17 protein-coding genes are annotated in these 20981 nt (G+C 30.9%); 10 read left to right on the top strand and 7 right to left on the bottom strand.

The features are described 5' to 3' along the window. Positions 1–88 precede the first annotated feature (88 nt). Positions 89–430, bottom strand: a complete 342-nt coding sequence (locus V9L04_RS04950) for a 2Fe-2S iron-sulfur cluster-binding protein (protein ID WP_338792973.1) — start codon at positions 428–430, stop codon at positions 89–91. 366 nt (positions 431–796) lie between these two features. Here V9L04_RS04950 and V9L04_RS04945 point away from each other — a divergent pair, with 366 nt between their 5' ends. The 4 genes from V9L04_RS04945 (at position 797) to V9L04_RS04930 (ending at position 7675) form a co-directional block, all read left to right on the top strand. After that, the gene (locus V9L04_RS04945; RefSeq protein ID WP_338792972.1) at positions 797–2122 is read left to right on the top strand and encodes a hypothetical protein; all 1326 of its coding nucleotides are present in this window, start codon (positions 797–799) and stop codon (positions 2120–2122) included. A 170-nt stretch (positions 2123–2292) separates the two neighbouring features. Further along, positions 2293–2478 carry a Lacal_2735 family protein gene (locus V9L04_RS04940; RefSeq protein WP_338792971.1) on the top strand — a complete coding sequence of 62 codons (186 nt, stop codon included), beginning with the start codon at positions 2293–2295 and terminating at the stop codon, positions 2476–2478. 129 nt (positions 2479–2607) lie between these two features. Then, complete coding sequence (locus V9L04_RS04935; protein ID WP_338792970.1) at positions 2608–3861, top strand: nucleotide sugar dehydrogenase; 1254 nt, start codon at positions 2608–2610, stop codon at positions 3859–3861. Between the two features lie 640 nt (positions 3862–4501). Beyond that, positions 4502–7675: a T9SS type A sorting domain-containing protein gene (locus V9L04_RS04930; RefSeq protein WP_338792969.1), complete on the top strand. Its 3174-nt coding sequence runs from the start codon at positions 4502–4504 to the stop codon at positions 7673–7675. A gap of 237 nt (positions 7676–7912) precedes the next feature. On the opposite strand, the gene V9L04_RS04925 is transcribed toward V9L04_RS04930, so the two are convergent. Then, positions 7913–8764: a DUF4349 domain-containing protein gene (locus V9L04_RS04925; protein WP_338792968.1), complete on the bottom strand. Its 852-nt coding sequence runs from the start codon at positions 8762–8764 to the stop codon at positions 7913–7915. 321 nt (positions 8765–9085) lie between these two features. Between V9L04_RS04925 and V9L04_RS04920 the strand changes: the two genes are divergently transcribed. Beyond that, positions 9086–9856, top strand: coding sequence for a class I SAM-dependent methyltransferase (locus V9L04_RS04920; RefSeq protein WP_338792967.1), 771 nt, complete (start codon positions 9086–9088; stop codon positions 9854–9856). Positions 9857–9902: 46 nt separating this feature from the next. On the opposite strand, the gene V9L04_RS04915 is transcribed toward V9L04_RS04920, so the two are convergent. Continuing rightward, positions 9903–10883 (bottom strand): DUF6268 family outer membrane beta-barrel protein, encoded by a 981-nt coding sequence (locus V9L04_RS04915; RefSeq protein WP_338792966.1) that lies wholly within the window; start codon positions 10881–10883, stop codon positions 9903–9905. 144 nt (positions 10884–11027) lie between these two features. Here V9L04_RS04915 and V9L04_RS04910 point away from each other — a divergent pair, with 144 nt between their 5' ends. The 4 genes from V9L04_RS04910 to dnaB all read left to right on the top strand — a co-directional run bounded on the left by V9L04_RS04910 (position 11028) and on the right by dnaB (position 15269). Next, positions 11028–11510, top strand: a complete 483-nt coding sequence (locus V9L04_RS04910) for a hypothetical protein (protein ID WP_338792965.1) — start codon at positions 11028–11030, stop codon at positions 11508–11510. Positions 11511–11513: 3 nt separating this feature from the next. After that, entirely contained in the window at positions 11514–11738 is a 225-nt protein-coding gene (locus V9L04_RS04905; protein WP_338792964.1) for a hypothetical protein, read from the top strand. A gap of 160 nt (positions 11739–11898) precedes the next feature. After that, positions 11899–12129, top strand: coding sequence for a hypothetical protein (locus V9L04_RS04900; RefSeq protein ID WP_338792963.1), 231 nt, complete (start codon positions 11899–11901; stop codon positions 12127–12129). Between the two features lie 620 nt (positions 12130–12749). After that, positions 12750–15269 (top strand): replicative DNA helicase, encoded by a 2520-nt coding sequence (gene dnaB, locus V9L04_RS04895; protein WP_338792962.1) that lies wholly within the window; start codon positions 12750–12752, stop codon positions 15267–15269. 297 nt (positions 15270–15566) lie between these two features. Here dnaB and V9L04_RS04890 read toward each other — a convergent pair whose 3' ends face one another. Continuing rightward, the gene (locus tag V9L04_RS04890) at positions 15567–17318 is read right to left on the bottom strand and encodes a S41 family peptidase (protein WP_338792961.1); all 1752 of its coding nucleotides are present in this window, start codon (positions 17316–17318) and stop codon (positions 15567–15569) included. 549 nt (positions 17319–17867) lie between these two features. On the opposite strand from V9L04_RS04890, the gene trxA reads away from it, so the two are divergent. Further along, entirely contained in the window at positions 17868–18179 is a 312-nt protein-coding gene (gene trxA / locus V9L04_RS04885) for a thioredoxin (RefSeq protein ID WP_338792960.1), read from the top strand. 247 nt (positions 18180–18426) lie between these two features. Here trxA and V9L04_RS04880 read toward each other — a convergent pair whose 3' ends face one another. The 3 genes from V9L04_RS04880 to V9L04_RS04870 are packed head-to-tail and all read right to left on the bottom strand — an operon-like array spanning position 18427 to position 20645. Continuing rightward, positions 18427–18996, bottom strand: a complete 570-nt coding sequence (locus V9L04_RS04880; protein ID WP_338792959.1) for a pentapeptide repeat-containing protein — start codon at positions 18994–18996, stop codon at positions 18427–18429. Positions 18997–19002: 6 nt separating this feature from the next. Continuing rightward, positions 19003–19725 (bottom strand): hypothetical protein, encoded by a 723-nt coding sequence (locus tag V9L04_RS04875; RefSeq protein WP_338792958.1) that lies wholly within the window; start codon positions 19723–19725, stop codon positions 19003–19005. An 8-nt stretch (positions 19726–19733) separates the two neighbouring features. Further along, a complete protein-coding gene (locus V9L04_RS04870; protein ID WP_338792957.1) occupies positions 19734–20645 on the bottom strand; it encodes a hypothetical protein in 912 nt (303 codons plus the stop codon). Positions 20646–20981: the final 336 nt, after the last annotated feature.

Here is a 20981-nt window from a genome sequence, read left to right as displayed (position 1 = left end):
CTGTTCGAAAACAAAAAGCCATATTCTTAAAATAGAATGTGGCTTTTTGAACTAACGATAATCTTTTTATTTTCAGTGTGTTATATTTCTAGCAAGCTGAATATTCAATATGGGGTAGTTTGTTTTCATTACCTACACAAATTACTAATTTTGTGTCTTGTTCTACCTTATTTTTAAAGCTACATTGACACGCCAAACGCTCATTTTCTTTTAGCTTTTCTAATGCAAAAAAGTTCTTTTCTACACTACCTTTTGGTGTAAGATTTTCGCCACCTTCTTTAATAATCATTTTGCAAGTTGTGCATTTTCCTTTTCCTCCACAAGAGTGCAGCCAGTCTATTTGCTCATCTAAAATGTTTTGTAACAAACTTTTTTTTGTGTCTGCCGAAAATTCTACGGCGTTCATGTTCTGAATTGTAATTTTTGGCATTGTTGGCAATATTTTGGAAATTAAGAAACTAAATTTAAAAACAGAATAAGAAAAAAATGTTTTGTATACTATTTGAAAAATAATAGCTCTAGGTAGCTTCATTATTTAGCCTATTAAAATGAAATAGAGTTCAAATTGTTTTTGTATTTTTAGATAAAATTTTAGATTTAACTCTCAAAAATTATAAAACTAAAGTTTTTAAAGAAATTATTTAAAAAAAGTCTTTGAAAAATACATCAAAATAAGGTATTAATTATCATTTTTACGAACTTGCAATTTCAAGTAAAAAGTTAATATATCTAAAACTCAAAAAATAGAATTCAATCCATCAAAAAATAATATCCAAACCCAATTACTAATAAAATTATGGCAAGTAAATTAAATAATAACGCTGTTCTGGCTTATGCTGAATCATTTGCTAAAGCCGTTTGTTCGGAGTTTTTTGCAAAACATCAGCGCATAACAGGTTCTCAACTTACAGATTTTTGTGGAATCAAACAGGTAAATTTATTTATTATCAAAATACTTTTCGAAAACTGGCAAGCTGATAATGCTAAAATCAAAAGTCCATTTTTTGATTATGAAAATCCAGAAATTAAGGCTCTCTTAGAGAAACTTATGAATATGCTTTCTAGAAATATTTCTATTGATGAGTCCACTTTTGAAAAGTTAGTTACACAATCTGTTGCTGATACCATTCAATTACTTTTAGCTCCTTATGTCTTTTATGAACAAGAAGTTCAGAAATTAGCAAAAAATGGTGCTACAATCCGTATCAATGAAGAATTCAAACCTGCTTTGAAATATGTCAAGACACATAAAGTTTTGTTTGAGCAGATTGTAAAAGGACTAGAAGAAAAAAGTGATGCTGGAATGATTTCGGTCACAAAAGCAATTGATACAATTGGAAATATTGTAGATAATAACGTAGAATATGATGATCCAAAGACTGTTTTGCGTCAATTAGGAGATATTGTACCTCTTAAAATTCAAGAGTTTGTAACATTTACTGACCAAGCAAAGCAACCTGAAAAAGTAGAAGAAAAAGCTCCTGAACCTGTTATTGAAAAAAATATTCAAAAGGAAGAAGCTAAAAGTTTTTTTGATACTTCCTTTGAAGAAGAAACCGAAAAGAGTAATAACTTTGCTCCCTCTGAAGTAATGCATATAGAAAAGAAAATAGAAAAGTCAGTAGAGCCAGTAGAGAGAAAAATACAAGAAAGTCCAAAGGAAGATGCTCCATTGTTCAAATCCTATAAACGTGAGGAAGTAGCTGAAGAAAAAAATAGTTATGCTGCACCCTATTTTATGAGCGAAGAGAACAAAAATACTAGACCAGTAACAGCTACAAATGTAATTTCTAAACCAATTGAGGAAGCTAAAGCTACTACTTTTGCTGATAAATATACTACAGGTGCTGATGCTGATGCACCTACTTTTGCAGAGCGTTTTGCTCCTTCTGGAAAGACGATAAAGGAACTCATTACACTTAATCAAAAATTTCTTTTTACTAAGAAATTATTTGGTAATAATCAAGATGAGTTAGAAGATGCACTTACAGGAATTGATCGTTGTGCTACACATAAAGAGGCAATTATGTTCTTGAAAAATAATTATATTATGAAATATGATTGGAATTTTCAGAATGATGAAGTAAAAGAGTTTTGGGAATTAGTAGAACTTCGCTTCTAAACAGTATAAATATAGATTTTAGTATGTTTATGTAAAAGTCATTAGCAAAATTTATTTTGTTGGTGACTTTTTTTGTGGGCTTAGAAAGCATTAAAACAAAAAGATATACAAGCCGTTAGCAGAACATCAAGAATGAAATCATTATATAAAACCATTAACTAACTAAAAATATGTTTGACTTATTTAAGAAAAAAGACCCAATTCAAGCAAAAATTGATAAATTAACAGAAATATATAAAAAAAACATAGAAGAAGCCTTCAAACTTTCTCGTTCAGACAGAAAAGCCAGTGACCTCAAGACTGCTGAAGCTGACCAAATACTAAAACAAATAGAGGAGTTGAAAAAATCTCAATAGGGATAATTAAATAATTTTTTACTCATTTTTTTATATAAGTAAAAATTAGCTACTTTGTAGATTGAAAACACATATAATTTGTTTTCAATTCTTCCCTTGATTTAAGAGATAAAACAAAGTCCTCTTTTTATGACATATAAATTAGCAATTATTGGTTTGGGTTATGTAGGATTGCCTTTGGCGGTTGAGTTTGGTAAAAAATATACTACTATTGGTTTTGATATTAATAAAAAACGTATTGACGAACTCAAAAAAGGATATGACCGAACTCTTGAAGTAAATACTGAGGAATTAAAAGAGTCCCACCAACTTTCTTTTACTGCTAGTGTTGAAAAGCTCAAAGAAGCTACAATTTATATTGTAACTGTTCCCACACCTGTTGATTTGTATAAAAAGCCTGATTTAAAACCTATTCTTTCAGCTTCAAAAACAGTAGGAAAGGTTCTTAAAAAGGGTGACATTGTAGTCTATGAATCAACAGTCTATCCTGGATGTACAGAAGAAGATTGTGTGCCTATTTTAGAGAAAGAAAGTGGACTTAAGTTTAATAAAGATTTCTTTTGTGGATATTCTCCTGAGCGCATCAACCCTGGTGACAAAGAACATACAATTTCTAAAATCAAAAAAGTAGTGAGTGGGAGCACTCCAAAAATTGCTCAAGAACTCAATATACTTTATGGCTCAATTATCACAGCAGGAACACATCTTGCCTCTTCCATCAAAGTAGCCGAAGCATCAAAAGTTATAGAAAATGCACAACGAGATTTGAATATTGCTTTTGTCAATGAACTAGCACTTATTTTTGATAAAATGGACATTGACACACTAGAGGTTTTGGAAGCTGCAGGTACAAAATGGAATTTCTTACCCTTTAGACCTGGGTTAGTAGGTGGACATTGTATAGGAGTAGATCCTTATTATTTGACTTACAAAGCTGAAAGTTTAGGGTATCATCCAGAAGTGATTTTGGCAGGAAGAAGAATCAATGATACTATGGGCGTTTTTGTAGCTGCAAAAGTGGTAAAGCTAATGATTCAACGAAGTAGTAGTGTAAAAGGGGCACGAATTTTAGTTTTAGGAATTACTTTTAAGGAAAATTGTCCTGATATTAGAAACTCAAGAGTAATTGATGTAATCAGAGAATTTCAAGATTTTGGTGCAAATGTAGAAGTTCATGATCCTTGGGCAGATGCAATCGAAGTAAAACATGAATATAATCTTGATCTGATAAAAGAACCTACTAATAATTATGATGCTATCGTTTTGGCTGTTTCTCACAAAGAGTTTGAATCATTAGATTTTGAAAATCTAAAACATGAAAAGACAGTGATTTATGATATTAAAGGAAAGTTTGATAAATCGAAAGTAACGGCTAGACTTTAAAATTTAGAGTGTGTAATACATATATTGGTATCTAGCGATAGAGACAATAAGTTTTAATGTGAAAGTTGTGTCTTTTTTGACCTAGCATTAATCTCACTAAAGAAAAGGATTTAATGAAAATGTACCATAATTAAATTCTTAGTCTATATTTTTCAGCTGTACTCTAATCAGAAAAAAATAAATATTTTACCTCAAAACCTTGAGTATGAATGCTCATTTTTAGAAACTAAAGACATAATAATTATCTACAATATATATATGATAATACTTAGTCGATAGGCTTGTTTTTTAATTAAAAATGAGGTAATTTACAAACAGGTTTTATGAAATTTTTGTAACTATGATTTACTTTAGAAAAAAAATTAGAAAAGTTATATTTCAATTTTAATATAAACTTATTATGTAAATAATAACCTTTTAAGTTTAAATAATGAATTTAGTTTTGATATATTTGTTTGAGAAAATAGTGCTAGGTTTATAAACATTATAATACTTTACTCAAACTTAGCTAAATACTAAATTTTTGTTCCTAAATTTAAAAGTAATTAAAAGTGTAAGAATACTATACTAACTCCTAGTTCATAAGTTATACGATTTTTTTGAAACGTTTTTTTATTTGTCTACTTTAAAACACCTTTTTATGAATTACTTTTCTAGTTATTTATCTTGTAAAAGATATTGGATTTTGACTTTATTTTTACTCATAACTACCTCAACAAGTTTTGCTCAAGTAAATTATTCTGCTAATATAACAAGTACTTCTTGTGCAGGAGGATCTACAGGAGCTATTGATTTGGTAGTAACAGGGTTAACTGGACCTACCACATACTCATGGAACACAGTACCAACAACTTCAGAAATATCTACTAATCAAGATATTTCTAGCTTAGAAGTAGGAGAGTATGAAGTTACTATTACAGATGCAGGCACTGATTATACTGCTAGATATGCTGTAGGATCTACATTAACTTGGACTGGAGAGGTAGGTTTTACTGTCAATGGAAATAATCAATTAGTTAAAGCTGGTACTACAGCATGGAATACTAAGGCATTTTCCAATGAGCAAATCACAGGTAATGGTGGTATTGTCTTGACAGTAACTGCTACTAACAAAAGGTATATGATGGGACTTTCACCTGATCAAGGAGCAACAGGTTTTGCTAGTATCGACTATGCTCTTTATTTAGGTAGTGGTCAAGCCGAAGTATATGAGTCTGGGTCAAGTAAAGGTTCATTTGGCTCTTTTCAAATTGGAGATATTTTCAAGGTAGAACGTATTGGAACTACAGTTGAGTATTCTAAAAATGGAGTTGTATTTAGAACTGTTACTACTGGTGTACCTACTGGTGGTTTGATAGCTGATGTATCATCTTATGATCCTGCTACCCTTCCTCAAGTACAGTTTACTTGTTCAACTACTCCTCCAGTTATTCCTCCAACTTATTCTGCCAACATAACTGGTACAAGCTGTGGTGCTAGTACAGGAGCAATTACTTTAACTTTAAATGACTTTAGTGGAGCACAAACGTATTCATGGACTAGAGTACCATCAGATGGAGAAATATCTACTAATAAAGATATCTCTAATTTGACAGTAGGAGAGTATGAAGTTACTATTACAGATTTAGGTATCGATTATACAAGTAGCTATTTTGTAGGTGCTACATTAACTTGGACTGGAGAGGTAGGTTTTACTGTCAATGGAAATAATCAATTAGTTAAAGCTGGTACTACAGCATGGAATACTAAGGCATTTTCCAATGAGCAAATCACAGGTGATGGTGGTATTGTCTTGACAGCAACTGCTACTAACAAAAGGTATATGATGGGACTTTCACCTGATCAAGGAGCAACAGGTTTTGCTAGTATCGACTATGCTCTTTATTTAGGTAGTGGTCAAGCTGAAGTATATGAGTCTGGGTCAAGTAAAGGTTCATTTGGCTCTTTTCAAATTGGAGATATTTTCAAGGTAGAACGTATTGGAACTACAGTTGAGTATTCTAAAAATGGAGTTGTATTTAGAACTGTTACTACTGGTGTACCTACTGGTGGTTTGATAGCTGATGTATCATCTTATGATCCTGCTACTCTTCCAAAAATAGAATTTACTTGTCCAGTTATAGTAACTCCTCCAACTTATTTTGCTAGAATAACTGGAGCAAGTTGTGCAGGAACATCTACTGGTGAGATAGAACTAGTAGTGACAGGAGGCAGTGGTAGTGCAACTTATTCATGGTCTCCAGGAGGAGCTACTACATCAACTATTTCTGGACTTTCAGCAGGAGAATATACAGTTACTATTACTGATAATGGTGTTGACTATACAGCTACTTATGAAGTAGGATATGATTTAACTTGGAATGCATCAGACTTAACCCAATTTACTGTAAATGCAAATAAAGAGCTTGTTAAATCAGCAACTACAGGTTGGACAAGTAAAGCATTTTCAGAAGAAAAGGTTACAGGTAACGGAGGTATAGCATTTACTGCATCAGATTCTGAATCATATAACTATATGGTTGGGCTTTCCTATAATAAGGGAAGAGTAGGTTTTAATCAGATTCGTTTTGCTATTTACCTTACTAATGCGGGAAGTTTTGTAGTTTATGAAAATGGACTTTTATATGGTGGTGATGGTTCTTTTGGTACTTATGATATAGGAGATATTTTCAGCATAGAGCGTACAGGAACAACTCTTGTTTACTCTAAAAATGGAGTGGCATTTAGAACAGTTCCTGGAGTCACAACAGGCGATTTAATAGTTGATGTTTCAGCATATACTAGTGGTACTATTATTCCTCAAATACAATTTATAACTTGTCCTATAACTTTAGAAGTTAGTTCTATTACTTCTAATAATTGTCCTACTGATGGAATGGGTGCTGCAACAACAACTTTATTGGGTGAGACAGGTATTACTAGTTATTTATGGTCAGGAGTAGGGGCAGAAACTACTCCTAATGTTTCAAATAAGAATACAGGTATTTACTCTGTTACAGCTTCTGGAACATATGGCTCTCGTACCAAATATGTGGCTATTGGTTACTCTATTGGTATTGACAATGCAGTAGATATAGGTTTATCAAATAATATCTTCACTAAAGTAAGTGCTACTTCAAGTTGGACAAGTGGAGCTACTTCAACACAAGAGATTGCAAGTAACAATGATGGATGGGTAAGTAATACTATTGTTGATAACAAAACTTACTATATGGTAGGGTTAGCAACTCCTAATACAGTAGCATCTTATACATCTATTAATTATGCGTGGTATTTTGTAGCTAATTCAAGTGCTGTTCCAAGTTATAATTACCAAAGTGGTACACCAGTTCCTTATCAAAAAGGAGATGTATTTACGGTAGCAAGAGAAGGTAGCCAAATGAAATTTTATAAAAATGGAGTTGTTGTGCAAGAATATGCTATTGATGAGAGCGAAACCTTAGTAGCTGATGTAGCTATTTATTCAGCATCAGGAAATACAGGTCAGGTACAAACATCTTTTTGTGAAACTTCTGGTAGAATAGCATCTAAAGTAGCTAATCAAAATCAAGTAGATTTGAATGAAAAATTAACAGCTTATCCAAATCCAAGTAACGGAAAAGTAACTGTAGCTTGGACAAACCAAGAAGTTAAAGGAGCAGTAACTCTTCGTCTGATGGATGTATTGGGTAGAGTTATTGAAGTACAAGAGCAAAATAAAGAAGGTGCAAATTTAGAAACTACCTTTAATTTACAAAATCAAAAAGTAGGTGTCTATTTTATAGAAGTTATTTCTAACAAACAAACTAAAGTTCTCAGAGTTGTTAGAAACTAATTTATAGCATAACTTATAAATAAGTACAAAAAAGCCTTCATTTATGACATGAAGGCTTTTTTTATAACTAGACAAGTAGTTAAAAAAATAGAACAAGATGTTTTTACAGTGACTTAAGCGCAACTTAATTCAAGCTACATCATGATTCTAGTATTTCTTAGGCTGAGAATGACGTAGTCCTCAGCGAACCTCAACTGAAAACACAGTGTTTCGCTAAAGAGTTAGCAGAATCAAAATTTATTTCTTCCTAGCCTTTCTCCATTTTGCAATAATAAAAATAATTCCTGCCAAGACAATCCAAAATACCCACAGACGCATTACTCCAACTACAAACATCAAGAAATCATCCCAACCTTCACCCATGTTTTCGAAGAGACGACTAAAAAATGAACGTTCTGGTGGTTTTGAATAATTCTCTAATTTTTGAGTAAGTGTTAGATTAATTGTACTTAATGAAACTTGGTCTTTCAGATAACGCAGACGCCCTTCTTTTGCTTCTATTTCTTCACGAATGACACGTAGTTTGTCTTCAATTTCCAAAATTTCAGAAATAGTTTTGGCATCTTTTAAAAGCTGAGTATAACGATTTTCTACTTCTTTTTTTGTTTTTAAACGAGCTTCAATATCTACAAATTCTTCACTTACATCTTGTGAATTCTGTGACTGGTTTTCTACAAAACCAATATTAGCAAGCTCTTTCATTAAGTTTTCAAAGTTACTTGAAGCGACACGAATTGTTATATTTTGTGTTTTTTGATAGCTATAATCATTATAATTAGCTGCTGATGTAAATCCTTTATTTGCTTTTACTTTCTGCAAGACTATTTCTTTTGCTTTATCCAAATCCTGTACTTGAATCTGCATATTGCCAGTCTTGATGACATGTAAACCTTGTACAATAGGTTCATTAGAAGTACCTCCTTCTGTTCCGTCTTGTTGATTTACAAATGTAGCCATTGTGGCTTCTTCTGTGGCAGCATAATCAGCAGTAGATTCTGTTTTATAAGAAGAACCTGACTGACCACAAGCACTCAAAAATGGAATAAAAAGTATCCAAACATAAAGCGAAAATTTCAAAGTAGTTTTCATAATTAAATTTTTTAAGGTTTCTGATAGTTGTTTGATTGTGATTCGTAATTTTTCTGTTTTTATACTAAGCAGATGCAAGAAATTAGAAATTTGCATAAATAAATTTTAAATTTTTCATCAATTTCTATTAAAATGTAGTCAAAAAATCTATAAAATGTGAATTTGAGATTTTATCAAGCCATTTTATAGCGTTTTTACAAGAAAAATTAAGACCTTTGTAATAAGTAGCGAATACTTTTTAAGTGTTCGAAATTAATAATCTTTCAAAAAAACGACAGTTTGGAATTGTAAATCAGCGAAGCTAAACTGTCAACTACATATATGTTCAAAACAACAGAAATAACAGCTTATACCATTCCTAGCGATAACGTAATTCATCAGCGTTTGCTTTTTGCTTATCACCAAACTGTCAAACATGTAAGTGGAAGCATTTTGGAAACGGGTTGTGGTGTAGGGAAAGGTGCAGAGCTTTTCAAACCTCATTGTACGCATTATACAGCTCTTGACAAAAACCAAGAACTCATCAATCACTTACAAAAACAGCATCCAGAATTTACTTTTCTGAATCAAAATATTCCTCCGTTTGCCAATCAAGCAGATGAAAGTTTTGATACTGTTGTTACACAACAAGTCATTGAGCATATCGAAGATGATAATTTTTACCTAAAAGAAATTCAACGAGTTTTGAAAAAAGGGGGCAAAATGATTCTGACAACGCCAAATATCAAACTTTCGCTTACTCGCAATCCGTGGCACACAAGAGAATATACAGCGCAGGAATTAGAAACACTTTTAAAGAAATATTTTTCTAAAGTAGATTTGAAAGGAATTACAGGAAATGAAAAAGTTTGGGAATATTACAATCAAAACAAGGCATCAGTTGCTAAATACAAAAAGCTAGATATTTTTAATTTAGAACAAAACTTGCCTAGACAAATTCTTCAAATTCCGTATGATATTTTGAATAGAATGAACCGTAAAAAATTACAAGAACAAGATAATTCTTTAGTGGGCTCGGTTACAATGGATGATTATTTTATCTCTGAGGATGCTGATAAATGTTTTGATTTCTTTGCTGTGGTGGAGAAGTAGTGTAAATTACTGGTTCAAGCGTCGACGCTTGAACCAGTAATATTACTTAAAAATCATTCCCAAAAAGACGAGAACTAATCGGACTGGTTTTAGCTTTTTGTAAATCAATATGCAGATTTATTGCCCCATAAGGAACAGTAGAAGCTCCAAAACTAATTTGATTTTCAGCAGTACGCAAAAAAGAAAGAGAACGAGCTGTCGAAACGCCTATTTCACTACTTAAAAAGATTCCATTTTTGATTTTCAATTCAGATACTGAAGTAATTTTAAGTTCAGTATAATTAAGATTCAAATTTCCTTTTCCTCCTGAAGTTAAACTTGGTAAAGTAATACTTGTAGAACTATTTACACCAGCACGAAAACTCCCCAAACCGACCAAAACACCAGCTTTAAACTTTTTGCTAAATTGATAACGCATTGCACCTTGTGCAGGTAAAAGCAGCTCCAAAAACCATTTTTTATTGTATCTACGATTGATTCCCAAAATAGGAACAGGCAAAAAACGTTCGTATTGATAGAGCAAAGCTACTCCATAAATATTGTGCTTATAAATTCCTTTTACACGAATATACGCACCAGCAGCCGTAAAAAATGGACTAGACTCATTTAGTTTCTGAATATCTTGTACAATTCCACCATTGACTGTATAAAACCAAACACCACTACGAATATTTGCATGAACGCCTGTAATTCCTGCCGAGAAATTATAAATTTTAGTATTATCCTCTACTAAATTTCCTTGTGGTAATCTCAAACCTGTATTGACTGTCAGAAAATGCTGCGTAAAAGAAGCATTGATATTCTTTAAATCTAACTTCAATTTTCCACTCAACGGAACAACTAAATTTGCATAAAAACGATTGATTCCAAATTTCAAACTATCTTCTACGTTTTGAGTAGGAACAATAGCCGTTCCGAGCGTAATATTAGGACGAAACAAAAAACCAAGACCAATATTTTGAGAATGACTTTTGAAGGAAATTAGAAATAAGAAAGTTATAAGTAGAGAATAAGATAATTTTTTCATAATAAAATGTAGCGTACTCTTTAGAGTGCGAAAACGTACCATAGACTTTAGTCTATGAATTATTTTATGTAGTTTAGGGAAATAATGATACAACAAATTTACGCACAAGTTTTTAGTTTATACTACAAAAACACAAATTATAAAATGAGTTTAGATTTTAATTCAAGAGGAAATTTAATAGGAACTTCTCCTATACAAATTGATTTCGATACTTTTGTTGAAACATTTGCTTTTACTAAAGAACGAAAACTATTATCGGATAATTACGTAAAGTATAATAGCTATTTGATAGATATTTTAGGTAAAATAGATTTCTATCAGTGGATTGATGGAAGTTATGTAACGAGAAAAACTGACCCAAAAGATATTGACATAGTTAGTTTTGTAGATTTTGAAGTTTATGAAAAAGTTGCAGCTTCTTCAAATAAACTAAAAAATGAGATTATTAAAGAGAAATTTAATTTAGATACTCGTTTTGTAGCCATTTATCCTGAAAATCATCCAAAATACTTTTCTTTTCAAGCAGATTCAGCATACTGGTATAACTGGTTTAGTAAAACTAATCCTAAACACGATAGGAGGAGAAGAAAATATCTTAAATCATTTATTCAAATTAATCATAAATAAATAATGAGTTTTCAAATAACTAACAAAAAAGAAAATTTAATTAGTGCTATTACTGAAAATCTTGAATGGGTTTTAAAAACAGAGCAAATGATTTCCATTAAAAAGGAAATTAAAGACGAGTTTGGAGTAGAGCAATATCAATCCCAAAAAGAAAGTTTGCTAACAGATTTGAAAGAATTCTATAAAGAACTAAATATTGAAGTAGAGTTTAAAATGGCTATTAAATAGTTTTACTTTGCCTTACTAGGCTATCCAAAAGTTCTTATCTCTTAATTTATTACTTGCCTAGCTTTTGTAGAAAAATTGTGGGTTATATTCGTTAGCATACTACTACAAAAAAAAATGATTCAAGTGCAGTTTTTTTATTTATAATTAAAACAATCAGATTATGCCTCACTATTCATTCAACTCTACAAGTAAATGGCTTGATAAAAAGAATAATCAATTTCACATCATATCATATAATTCACAAGAAGCAACTGCGAATGAAGATTATGTTATCAGAGACATTGAAGATGGACATTTCGAGTCTATTAAAAAAGAGGCTATTAAAAAAATAGGACATTCAAATATTAAATATGTTGAAAATAGTATAAATATAGATTATGAAGAAATGTAAACTATTGAGATATTTTATACATTATTTTGTTTTTTTAATTAATAATTTATTTTATGGAAAGAAAATTTATTTTGATTTGGTTTGAAAGGTTTAATACTGTAAATAAAGGTCTTTTACGACTTTTATCAGTATGGTTAGCAGTTAATATGTTTATGACTATTACATATGGTGTTGGTAGTATTTATTTACTGATAATTAATAATAAGAATTTTAAAGATTACTATCCTGTTCCTATAATAGGATTATCTATTTACATATCTTCAATTTTACTATTTAGACTTTTAATATGGATTTATGATGGTTTTTTAGATAAAAGTTAGCATTAAATAATTCCAATTCCAATTCGGCTCTGCCGACTTAAAAAACTAGATATTTGTAGTTGATAATATCCATTCCAAATCAAAAAAACAGAGTTTCAAAAGTGAAGCTCTATTTTTGTGCCTATATATTTTTTCAGTACCCTAAAGTTAACAACAAATTAAAACCCAAAAATTTTTAGTTTGTGCTATTATTTTTAGTAAATTTGTATTAAAAACGCTTCCAAAAAAATAAATAGTTGTGACGTAGATTTAAGCGTTAGAATAGTCAAAATAGTTTTATATAAATACATCTTCAAAAAAATGGATAATAAAACCAATAATTTTTCTAAAAAAGGTTCTTTCAATAAAAAAAAGCAAAATGGTTTTGCGAACGATTTATCCAATGAAATGGGTAAACTTCCACCTCAATCAATTCCTTTGGAAGAGGCTATTTTGGGTGCGCTTTTATTAGAAAGAAAGGCTTTTGAAGATGTAGTCGATATTTTGAAGGCAGATAGTTTTTATAAAGATGCCCATCAGCTTATTTATCAAGCGATGCTAGAACTTTCTGCAAAAGGTTCTCCAATTGACCTTCTGACAGTCAGAACACAATTAGAAAAAAATGGAAATTTAGAAATTGTTGGAGGTGCGTATGCGCTTGTTCGATTGACAACAGAAGTAAGTTCGTCTGCAAATGTTGTCTATCATGCGCATGAAGTGGTGGAACGTGCTATCAAAAGAAAAATGATTGGCGTCGCTTCGACAGTTCGCCAAAATGCCTTCGAAGATACAAAAGATGCTTTTGAGCTTTTAGATGAAACTCAGAGTGAACTTTTCGAAATAACAGAAGATAATGTCAGAAAAAGAACCTCTGATATGGCTTCCGTGTACTTAAACACACTCAAAGATTTAGAAGAAAAGCGAAAAAATAAAACAGGTATTACAGGAATTCAGAGTGGATTTACAGCTTTGGATAGAATAACAGCAGGTTGGCAGCGTTCGGATTTGATTATCTTGGCAGCTCGCCCTGGTATGGGAAAGGCACAACCTGTGGATGCAAAACTTCTCTCTCAAAATGGTTGGAAAACAATGGGAGAAGTAAAAAAAGATGATGTTTTGGCAGGAAGTGATGGCAAATTCCATAAAGTAAAAGACGTTTTTCCACAAGGTAAAAAATCAATTTATAAGGTAACTTTTGAAGATAATACAAGTACTGAATGTTGTGACGAACATTTATGGATAACTTTTCAACAGTCTGAAAATAAACTAGCTGTTCGTTCTTTATCTCAAATCAAAAATACACTTCTGACAGGCTCAGGCAAACCAAACCATTATATTCCGATGGTTATGCCCATTCAATGGGAAGAAAAAAAGTTGCCTTTGAGTAGTTATTTAGTAGGTCTTTTTGTAGCCAATCAAAGTCAAACGAGTCTTTTAGCCAATAAAGAAGCATTTAAGACCAGCGAAAGAATGGCAGAAACATACGAAAAACTACAAAATGCCTTTGGTGACCAAATGGTCAATTTTTCAGAAGATCCTTTTATTCCTAAAGAATATTTATGGTCAAGTGTGCGACAACGAACCGAACTTTTAGAAGGAATGTTGGCTTTTTCAGGGCGTTTGGATAATGATTCAAAAGGAAAATATAAGACAGATTCAATCAGAATTAAAGATGATTTTGTTTTTTTGATTCGCTCTTTGGGAGGAATGGTTCTTGTTGCAGAAAAGAAAAATGAAAAAGGAGAGAATTATTTTTATTTAGAGTTTGAACTTCCTGCTAATCTTTTAGATTTGGAAATAGGCGCACAAACGACTACTAATAATAGCCTCTCGCCACTCTTTAAGTACATTACCAAAATAGATTTTGTTGGAAAAAAAGAAGCTGCCTGTATCAAAATTGATAGTGCTGATAGTTTGTATGTAACTGATGATTTTACACTTACACATAATACAGCTTTCGTTCTTTCAGCTTTGGCAAATGCAGCTGTAAAATATGACCATTGTGTTGCTATTTTCTCATTGGAGATGTCAGCCGAACAGCTTTTGACTCGTATGATGTCCTCAGAAGCAGAAGTAGAAAGTCAGAAATTGCGTAATGGAAGTATTGCAGACCACGAATGGGCGCAACTTGTCCACCGAACTACTCAACTTTCAGCATCCAAGATTTTTATTGATGACACCCCAGCTATCACGATGTTAGAACTTCGTGCAAAGGCGAGAAGATTAAAATCTCAGCATAATTTGGATATGATTGTCATTGATTATTTGCAACTTATGTCTGGCGATTCTGGAAAAGGAGGAGGAAATCGTGAGCAAGAAATTGCAGGTATTTCAAGAGCTTTAAAACAGCTTGCAAAAGAGCTTGACGTTCCTGTAATGGCACTTTCTCAGCTTTCTCGTGCCGTAGAAACTCGTGGTGGAGATAAAAAACCAATGCTTTCAGATTTGAGGGAAAGTGGAAGTATTGAGCAAGATGCAGATATGGTAATTTTCCTTTATCGTCCTGAATATTATGAAATTACGCAAGATGAAATGGGAAATCCTACACAGGGAACAGCCGAAGTAATAATTGCAAAAAATCGTCATGGTAGTTTGGAAACGGTTACTTTACAGTTTGTAGGAAAATATACAAAATTTCAAGATTTGGATGAGGGAAGCTTTTCAGCAGGAAATACAGGTTATGATAGTGGTTTTCCAAATGCAAATGATAATCTTTCAAATATGCCTCCAATAGATGATGGATTTACGACTCTCCAAAGTAAAGGAAATAATATGAATCCAATTGCTGATGATTTGAAGAATAAAAAATCAGTAGATTTTGATGATGAACCTCCTTTTTAAAGTATCACAACCTCGTTGACGACTTCATTTGAGTCTCAACGACGGTTGAGTATTAACAAAAGAAGGAAAGTGAAAAATAGATGACTATAAATAAAAGTACTACTAAAGCGAATTTGAGGATTCTGCCTTTCTCATTGGTGAAACAAAGGCAGTTTTTTGTGTAAAAGCAGGTTATGGTTATAAGCCGTTGTCGGTGTCCACACCGACAACTTCAAGAAAAAGCACAAAACCTTCTCAATTTTATAATTAAGAAGGTTTTGTCTTAAAAAAATTCAAACTATTCTCTAAAAAAAATATTTATTCCTTTATCAAATAATATTTTTTGAGTTCTTCTGCTTTTCCAAGGTTTTCTAAAGCAACTTTGATTTCTTTATCTTCTTGATTTAAAACAGGATAATATCCTTCATATTGCCAATTTAGTTTTGCTAAACTTGCTTTTATTTGATTCAAAATAAAACTTCTTGAAATTTGATATTGAGCATCATTAAAAATTACTTTTTGATTTTTGGCAAAATTTAAAAAGTCGTTTTCTAGTTTTTTATCAATAGTAAAGTTAGAAATAAATTCATTCACTTTCATCGCTTTAAATTTCTCTTTATTGAGATTATAGTAGGTACTTGTCCAGTTTCTTACCACACTTTTAGAGTAAAGTGAATCGACATAAGGCGTAAAATAAGAAGTATCTCTTGATACAAAAATATCAGGCATTATTCCACCACTTCCATAAACAGTTCTTCCATGAAGCGTCTTATATTTTTTCTCTGTATTCATTTTTGAACTATCAGCTTGATATAATTCGCCATTGGTATAACGTTCCATAATCTCCAAACTATAATCTGTTGTGTCGCTATATGGCTTTTGAATGCTACGACCACTTGGTGTATAATATCTTGAAATAGTAAGACGAAGTTCTGAGCCATCACGAAGTGTAATTGGTTTCTGAACCAACCCTTTACCAAACGAACGCCTTCCAACAATCAAAGCTCTATCATTGTCTTGTAAAGCACCAGCTACAATTTCAGAAGCAGAAGCACTTCCTTCATCTAATAAAACTATTACAGCATTTTCTTCAAAATTTCCTTTTCGGTGTGCTTTTTCTTCACTATCAAAACGGTCTTTTTTTCCATCAGTATAAACAATCATTTCTGTTCCTGCCAAAAGCTCATCAACCATTCTGACAGCTTGATCCATATAACCACCTGGATTTCCACGCAAATCTAAAACTAAATCTTTCATTCCTTCACGAAGAAGTTTATTTAATTGTGTTTCAAATTCCTTAAAAGTATTCATTCCAAAACGAGAAACTTTTATATAACCTGTTTTTGGAGTAAGCATATAACCTACTTCTACTGTATGGGTAGGAATTGTGCCACGCTCAACGGTCAAAACTAATTCTTTATTTTGATAAGGACGAAAAACAGTCAAGTTTACTTTTGAGTTTTTCTTTCCACGTAGCAAATCAAAAACTTTTCTATTATCAATCTTTACATTGGCAACTGGCGTATCATCTACCTTTATAATTCTGTCTCCTGCTTCTATTCCTGCTCGTGAAGATGGACTGTTCGGAATTGGCATAATCACTTGAATTGTATCTTCAAAAAGCACAAACTCAACACCTATTCCTTCAAAATCGCCTTCTAATTGAGAGTTCATTATTTCTACATCTTTTGCAGGAATATAACTTGTATGAGGATCAAGTTTGGATAGCATTTCTTTTATTCCGTGGTCTGTAATATCTGTTAAATTGACAGTATCTACATAATAATCTTCAATATAAGAAAGCACTTGACGCATTTTTTTTGCTTGGTCAGATGCACTCTCTTCTGTTTGTAGACCAATTAAGGAAGTTGTAAATGAGTTGTCTTGACTACCAAAAAAACGTGCGCCAAAAATTAATCCTACTCCTAAAGCAATGGCTGTAAAAATTGGTAATTTGATTTGAGCTGCTGAAATAGAAGTATCCGACTTTGTTTTTGCTTTATTTTCTTTAGGCGTACTACGTGTGTAGATAAGACGCTCATTAGAAGACTCTGAATTACTTTCTGACATAAAACTATACTATAAATTAGATAATGATTGATTCTTAAATTGATTTACTGATTTATCTTTATAAGTTAACTTCTTCTTAATCAAACAAAATTAAGTAAAGTTGTTGAAAAACAATTTTATATAGAAAATTATTTTAATAAAAAATCTGATGATGTTACTGAGCAATAGAAATTAAATAAATTGCTATTTTTAATTTGTTGATAAACAGAGATTTAAATTCACAATTCGTGATTTTTAATTCGTAATTCTTCCTAAGATAACTCATATTTCACTCAAGCAAATAGAATAAAAACAATTTTTGAAGGCTTTTAATAAGATTTAACGGATTTTGAATAAATAGAGCTTATCAGTTCAGGAGTAGATTTTTTATATTACTTTAATAATCTGAAGAGAGAAATAGTTTAGCCCAATAAAACCTTTTATGATAAAAAACGTATATATGAAAGAATGTTGATATGTTTGTATAACTTAATTTGAATTAAGTTAGGAGCATCAAATTTCTCAACTCATTTTTTCAACTCAATTATAAAACATTAAAAACTTAATATTATGGACGTTAAACCATCATTTCAAGATATTATTCAATCAGAAACACCTGTTTTAGTAGATTTTTATGCAGACTGGTGTGGTCCTTGTCAGGCAATGACACCTGTGATTACTGACTTTTCTTCTGAGATGGGAGAAAAAGTAAAAGTAATTAAGATAAATGTAGATACCAATCCTGCTGTTGCTTCTACATTTAATGTGCGTGGAATTCCTACTTTTATCGTTTTCAAGAACGGAGAAGCAGTGGCTCGTCAGTCGGGTATGATGCCTCTTGCAGGTCTTCGCTCAATGGTAGATCCTCATTTGGTAAAGTAAACAGAGCTATTTTTATAAAAAGATAAAGTCCTTTTCTGTTTTTAAAATGGGAAAGGACTTTTTTAGTTTTAAAAACTATTCAATGATATTACGCAGCCAAAATGAAACCCATAACTTTAGTTATGGTAAAACAAAACAAAGCGTGCTGTTTTCTACCTTTCTCTACCTGTTTTACCACGATTAAAATCGTGCGTTTCATTTATTTATGAAAGTAATTTATAAAAGTTTTATTCTTGCGTAACATCAATTATTCAATCAAAATATCATAGCTATCCAAAAGTCCTTTTATTCCATAACTTGAAAACTTAGCTTTTTTGACTTTATTTTTGGCTAGGTTAATAGAATAATTAGTTGCATTTCTAAAGTCTGTTCCTTCTAAAATTGTATTTTCGAAAACTGCTCCTACTAGTTCACAGTCTTGAAAAGCTATATTTTTGAGATTACATTCTGTAAAATCTACTTCTTTTAGTGTTGAGTTTTTGAACGTAGCATCTTTGAGGTTGAGTTGATAAAAGGAAGAAAAATCAATCAAACAGTTTTCAAAATGTAAAACCAATAAAAAAGGATTGCAATCTGAAAATTGAAGACCTAAGAGTTTAGAGTTTTTGAACTTTGTTTCTTGAAAAGAGGTATTTCCTAGTATTGCACTACTCAAATCACAGTTTTCAAAGCTACAATTAATAAATGTATTATGTGATAAATTGCTATGAGAAAAGATACAATTCAGAAAAGTACATTCTTCATATTCTCCTTTTGGCAACTCATTTTCTGTAAAATCCTCGTTTTGATATGATTTTGATACAATATATTCTGACATAAATTTTTATTTTATTTCTTCATAATCAAAAGGCTTTATTTTCTGTCCTTTTGGAGTTGTGATGCGATAATTTTTCTTCACTGTCAATGTATCTCTTCCAAAATAATGCGTGGTAATGGAGAATTTATTTTGGTCTTCATTGATTTCTGTTTCTTGTTTTAGGTATATTTTTGAAATATTTGCGACATCTAGCCCAAGTCCTAGTGAATCGCCTTCTAGTTTGTATAAATAAATACCTTCACTATAGCTTTTATATTTTTTCATCTTATCTATCCAAGCTTTTTCGTATATTCTAGAAAGCCAAATTTCATAAAGCTCTTTTATTTTTGGATTATTTGTATTCTCTCCTATTGAAGTTACCTTATTTTGTTTGATAGAGTTTTTATCTACATCATTTGGAAGGTTATCCAAAATAGAATTTAAAGTAATCAAATGATTTTCTTTTAAAGAATCTAAAACAGAATAAGATTTTATATTTTTTACAGAAAATGTATCAAGTTTACGACGAGAAAAGTAACCATTATCAGTTTTTGTAATATGCCAATAATATTTCTCTCTACTTTTATCTATATCATAATTAGCTAAAATATCTTTCAAAAAAGTGCTATCTGTGCGAGTATATATAGAAATAAAATCTTCTTTTTGTTCTGAAAAATCGTAAAGATATATACTAGAAAAAATCACTATTATCCATAGTATAGCTCCTAATATGAGTTTAAACTTTTTCATAAATTTATCTATTTATTAAGGCGAGTAATTACTGTAGTATCACAATCATTAATTTGTCTTGTAAAAGCTATTCTATCTCCGTTTTTGTAACTTTTCAAAACTATAAAGTAATTGTCTTCTGAAAGTTTATAATTTAATTTATCAGGACTTGATATTTTACCTTCTTGAGAGTCTAAAGGAAAAAATATAGAACTTTCTATGTTCAAAAGACTACTGTCTGTCTTTAAAAATGGAACAACTTTAGCATTTTTTTGTATGTAATCAGCCTCAGATAGGTAAAGTTTTTGGTAAACAAGTTCTACAACTGCATCATAATATATTTTACTCATCTCTGCTTCAAATAAATTCAAAATATAGAGTAAATTTTGTTCGTTAGTGCATACATACAGACGTTGAACTTCAGTTGCTGATATGGCATTATTAAATTTATAACCTTTGAAAAATATAGAAAGAGTGTTGTCTAATGCTTTCATATCAGAAATATAATTTTCAAAAAGTTCTACAATCTGTCCATCTATCCTGTATTTAGTATTTCCGAAAGTAGTTTTATGCATAATAAATTTCTCTCTATTTTCTTGTAGATATTTGGAGTAAATCTCATATATAATTTTAAGAGAATCAATTTTTCCTCGTGTTCTTTTGTTTATAGAACAATACCCACTTATAGAAGGAAAAAGGGCTTCATAATATTCATGATTATGCAGATATTTTTTCTGTATTTCTCTGATTTGCTTAATGTTAGCATCTAAAAGTTCATTCTCTTGTACCGTATAATCTTCTAACTTTGAAAAATGGTCATAGCTCATCTTAGCAACAATAAGAAGCAAAACAAGAAAAGGAATAAGTGGATTCAATAATTTCCGAATGTATTTCATAGCATTTTTGAGTGGATAATAAAGACAAACTAACGCAAAATTCATCACAAAGGTTAATTCAGAATAAAAAAAACGAAATTTTTTATAAAAAATCAAAAAAAAATTTCCTATTGAATTTAATTTGCTTAACAATTTATTAACAATGTTATGTTCCTTGTTAATAGATTATTATTTTGTAATAAATAGATTTTGCAGAATAGAGTTTTTGTAAAAAATGCTTTTATTACTAACTGATTATCAATGAAATAGCGATTTATTCAATAATTATTATATTTTTGTGAACTAAGAGTTACTAAACGTATCTTTACAAATAAAATTCTATTAAAAAACGGACTTCAAAATTATATTTGGTTTGGTGTAATAAATTATATAAACCACGTT

It is taken from the genome of Bernardetia sp. MNP-M8 (genome assembly GCF_037126285.1).
In the GTDB taxonomy this organism is placed as follows: domain Bacteria; phylum Bacteroidota; class Bacteroidia; order Cytophagales; family Bernardetiaceae; genus Bernardetia.
This window is presented reverse-complemented; position numbering and strand designations above follow the sequence as displayed.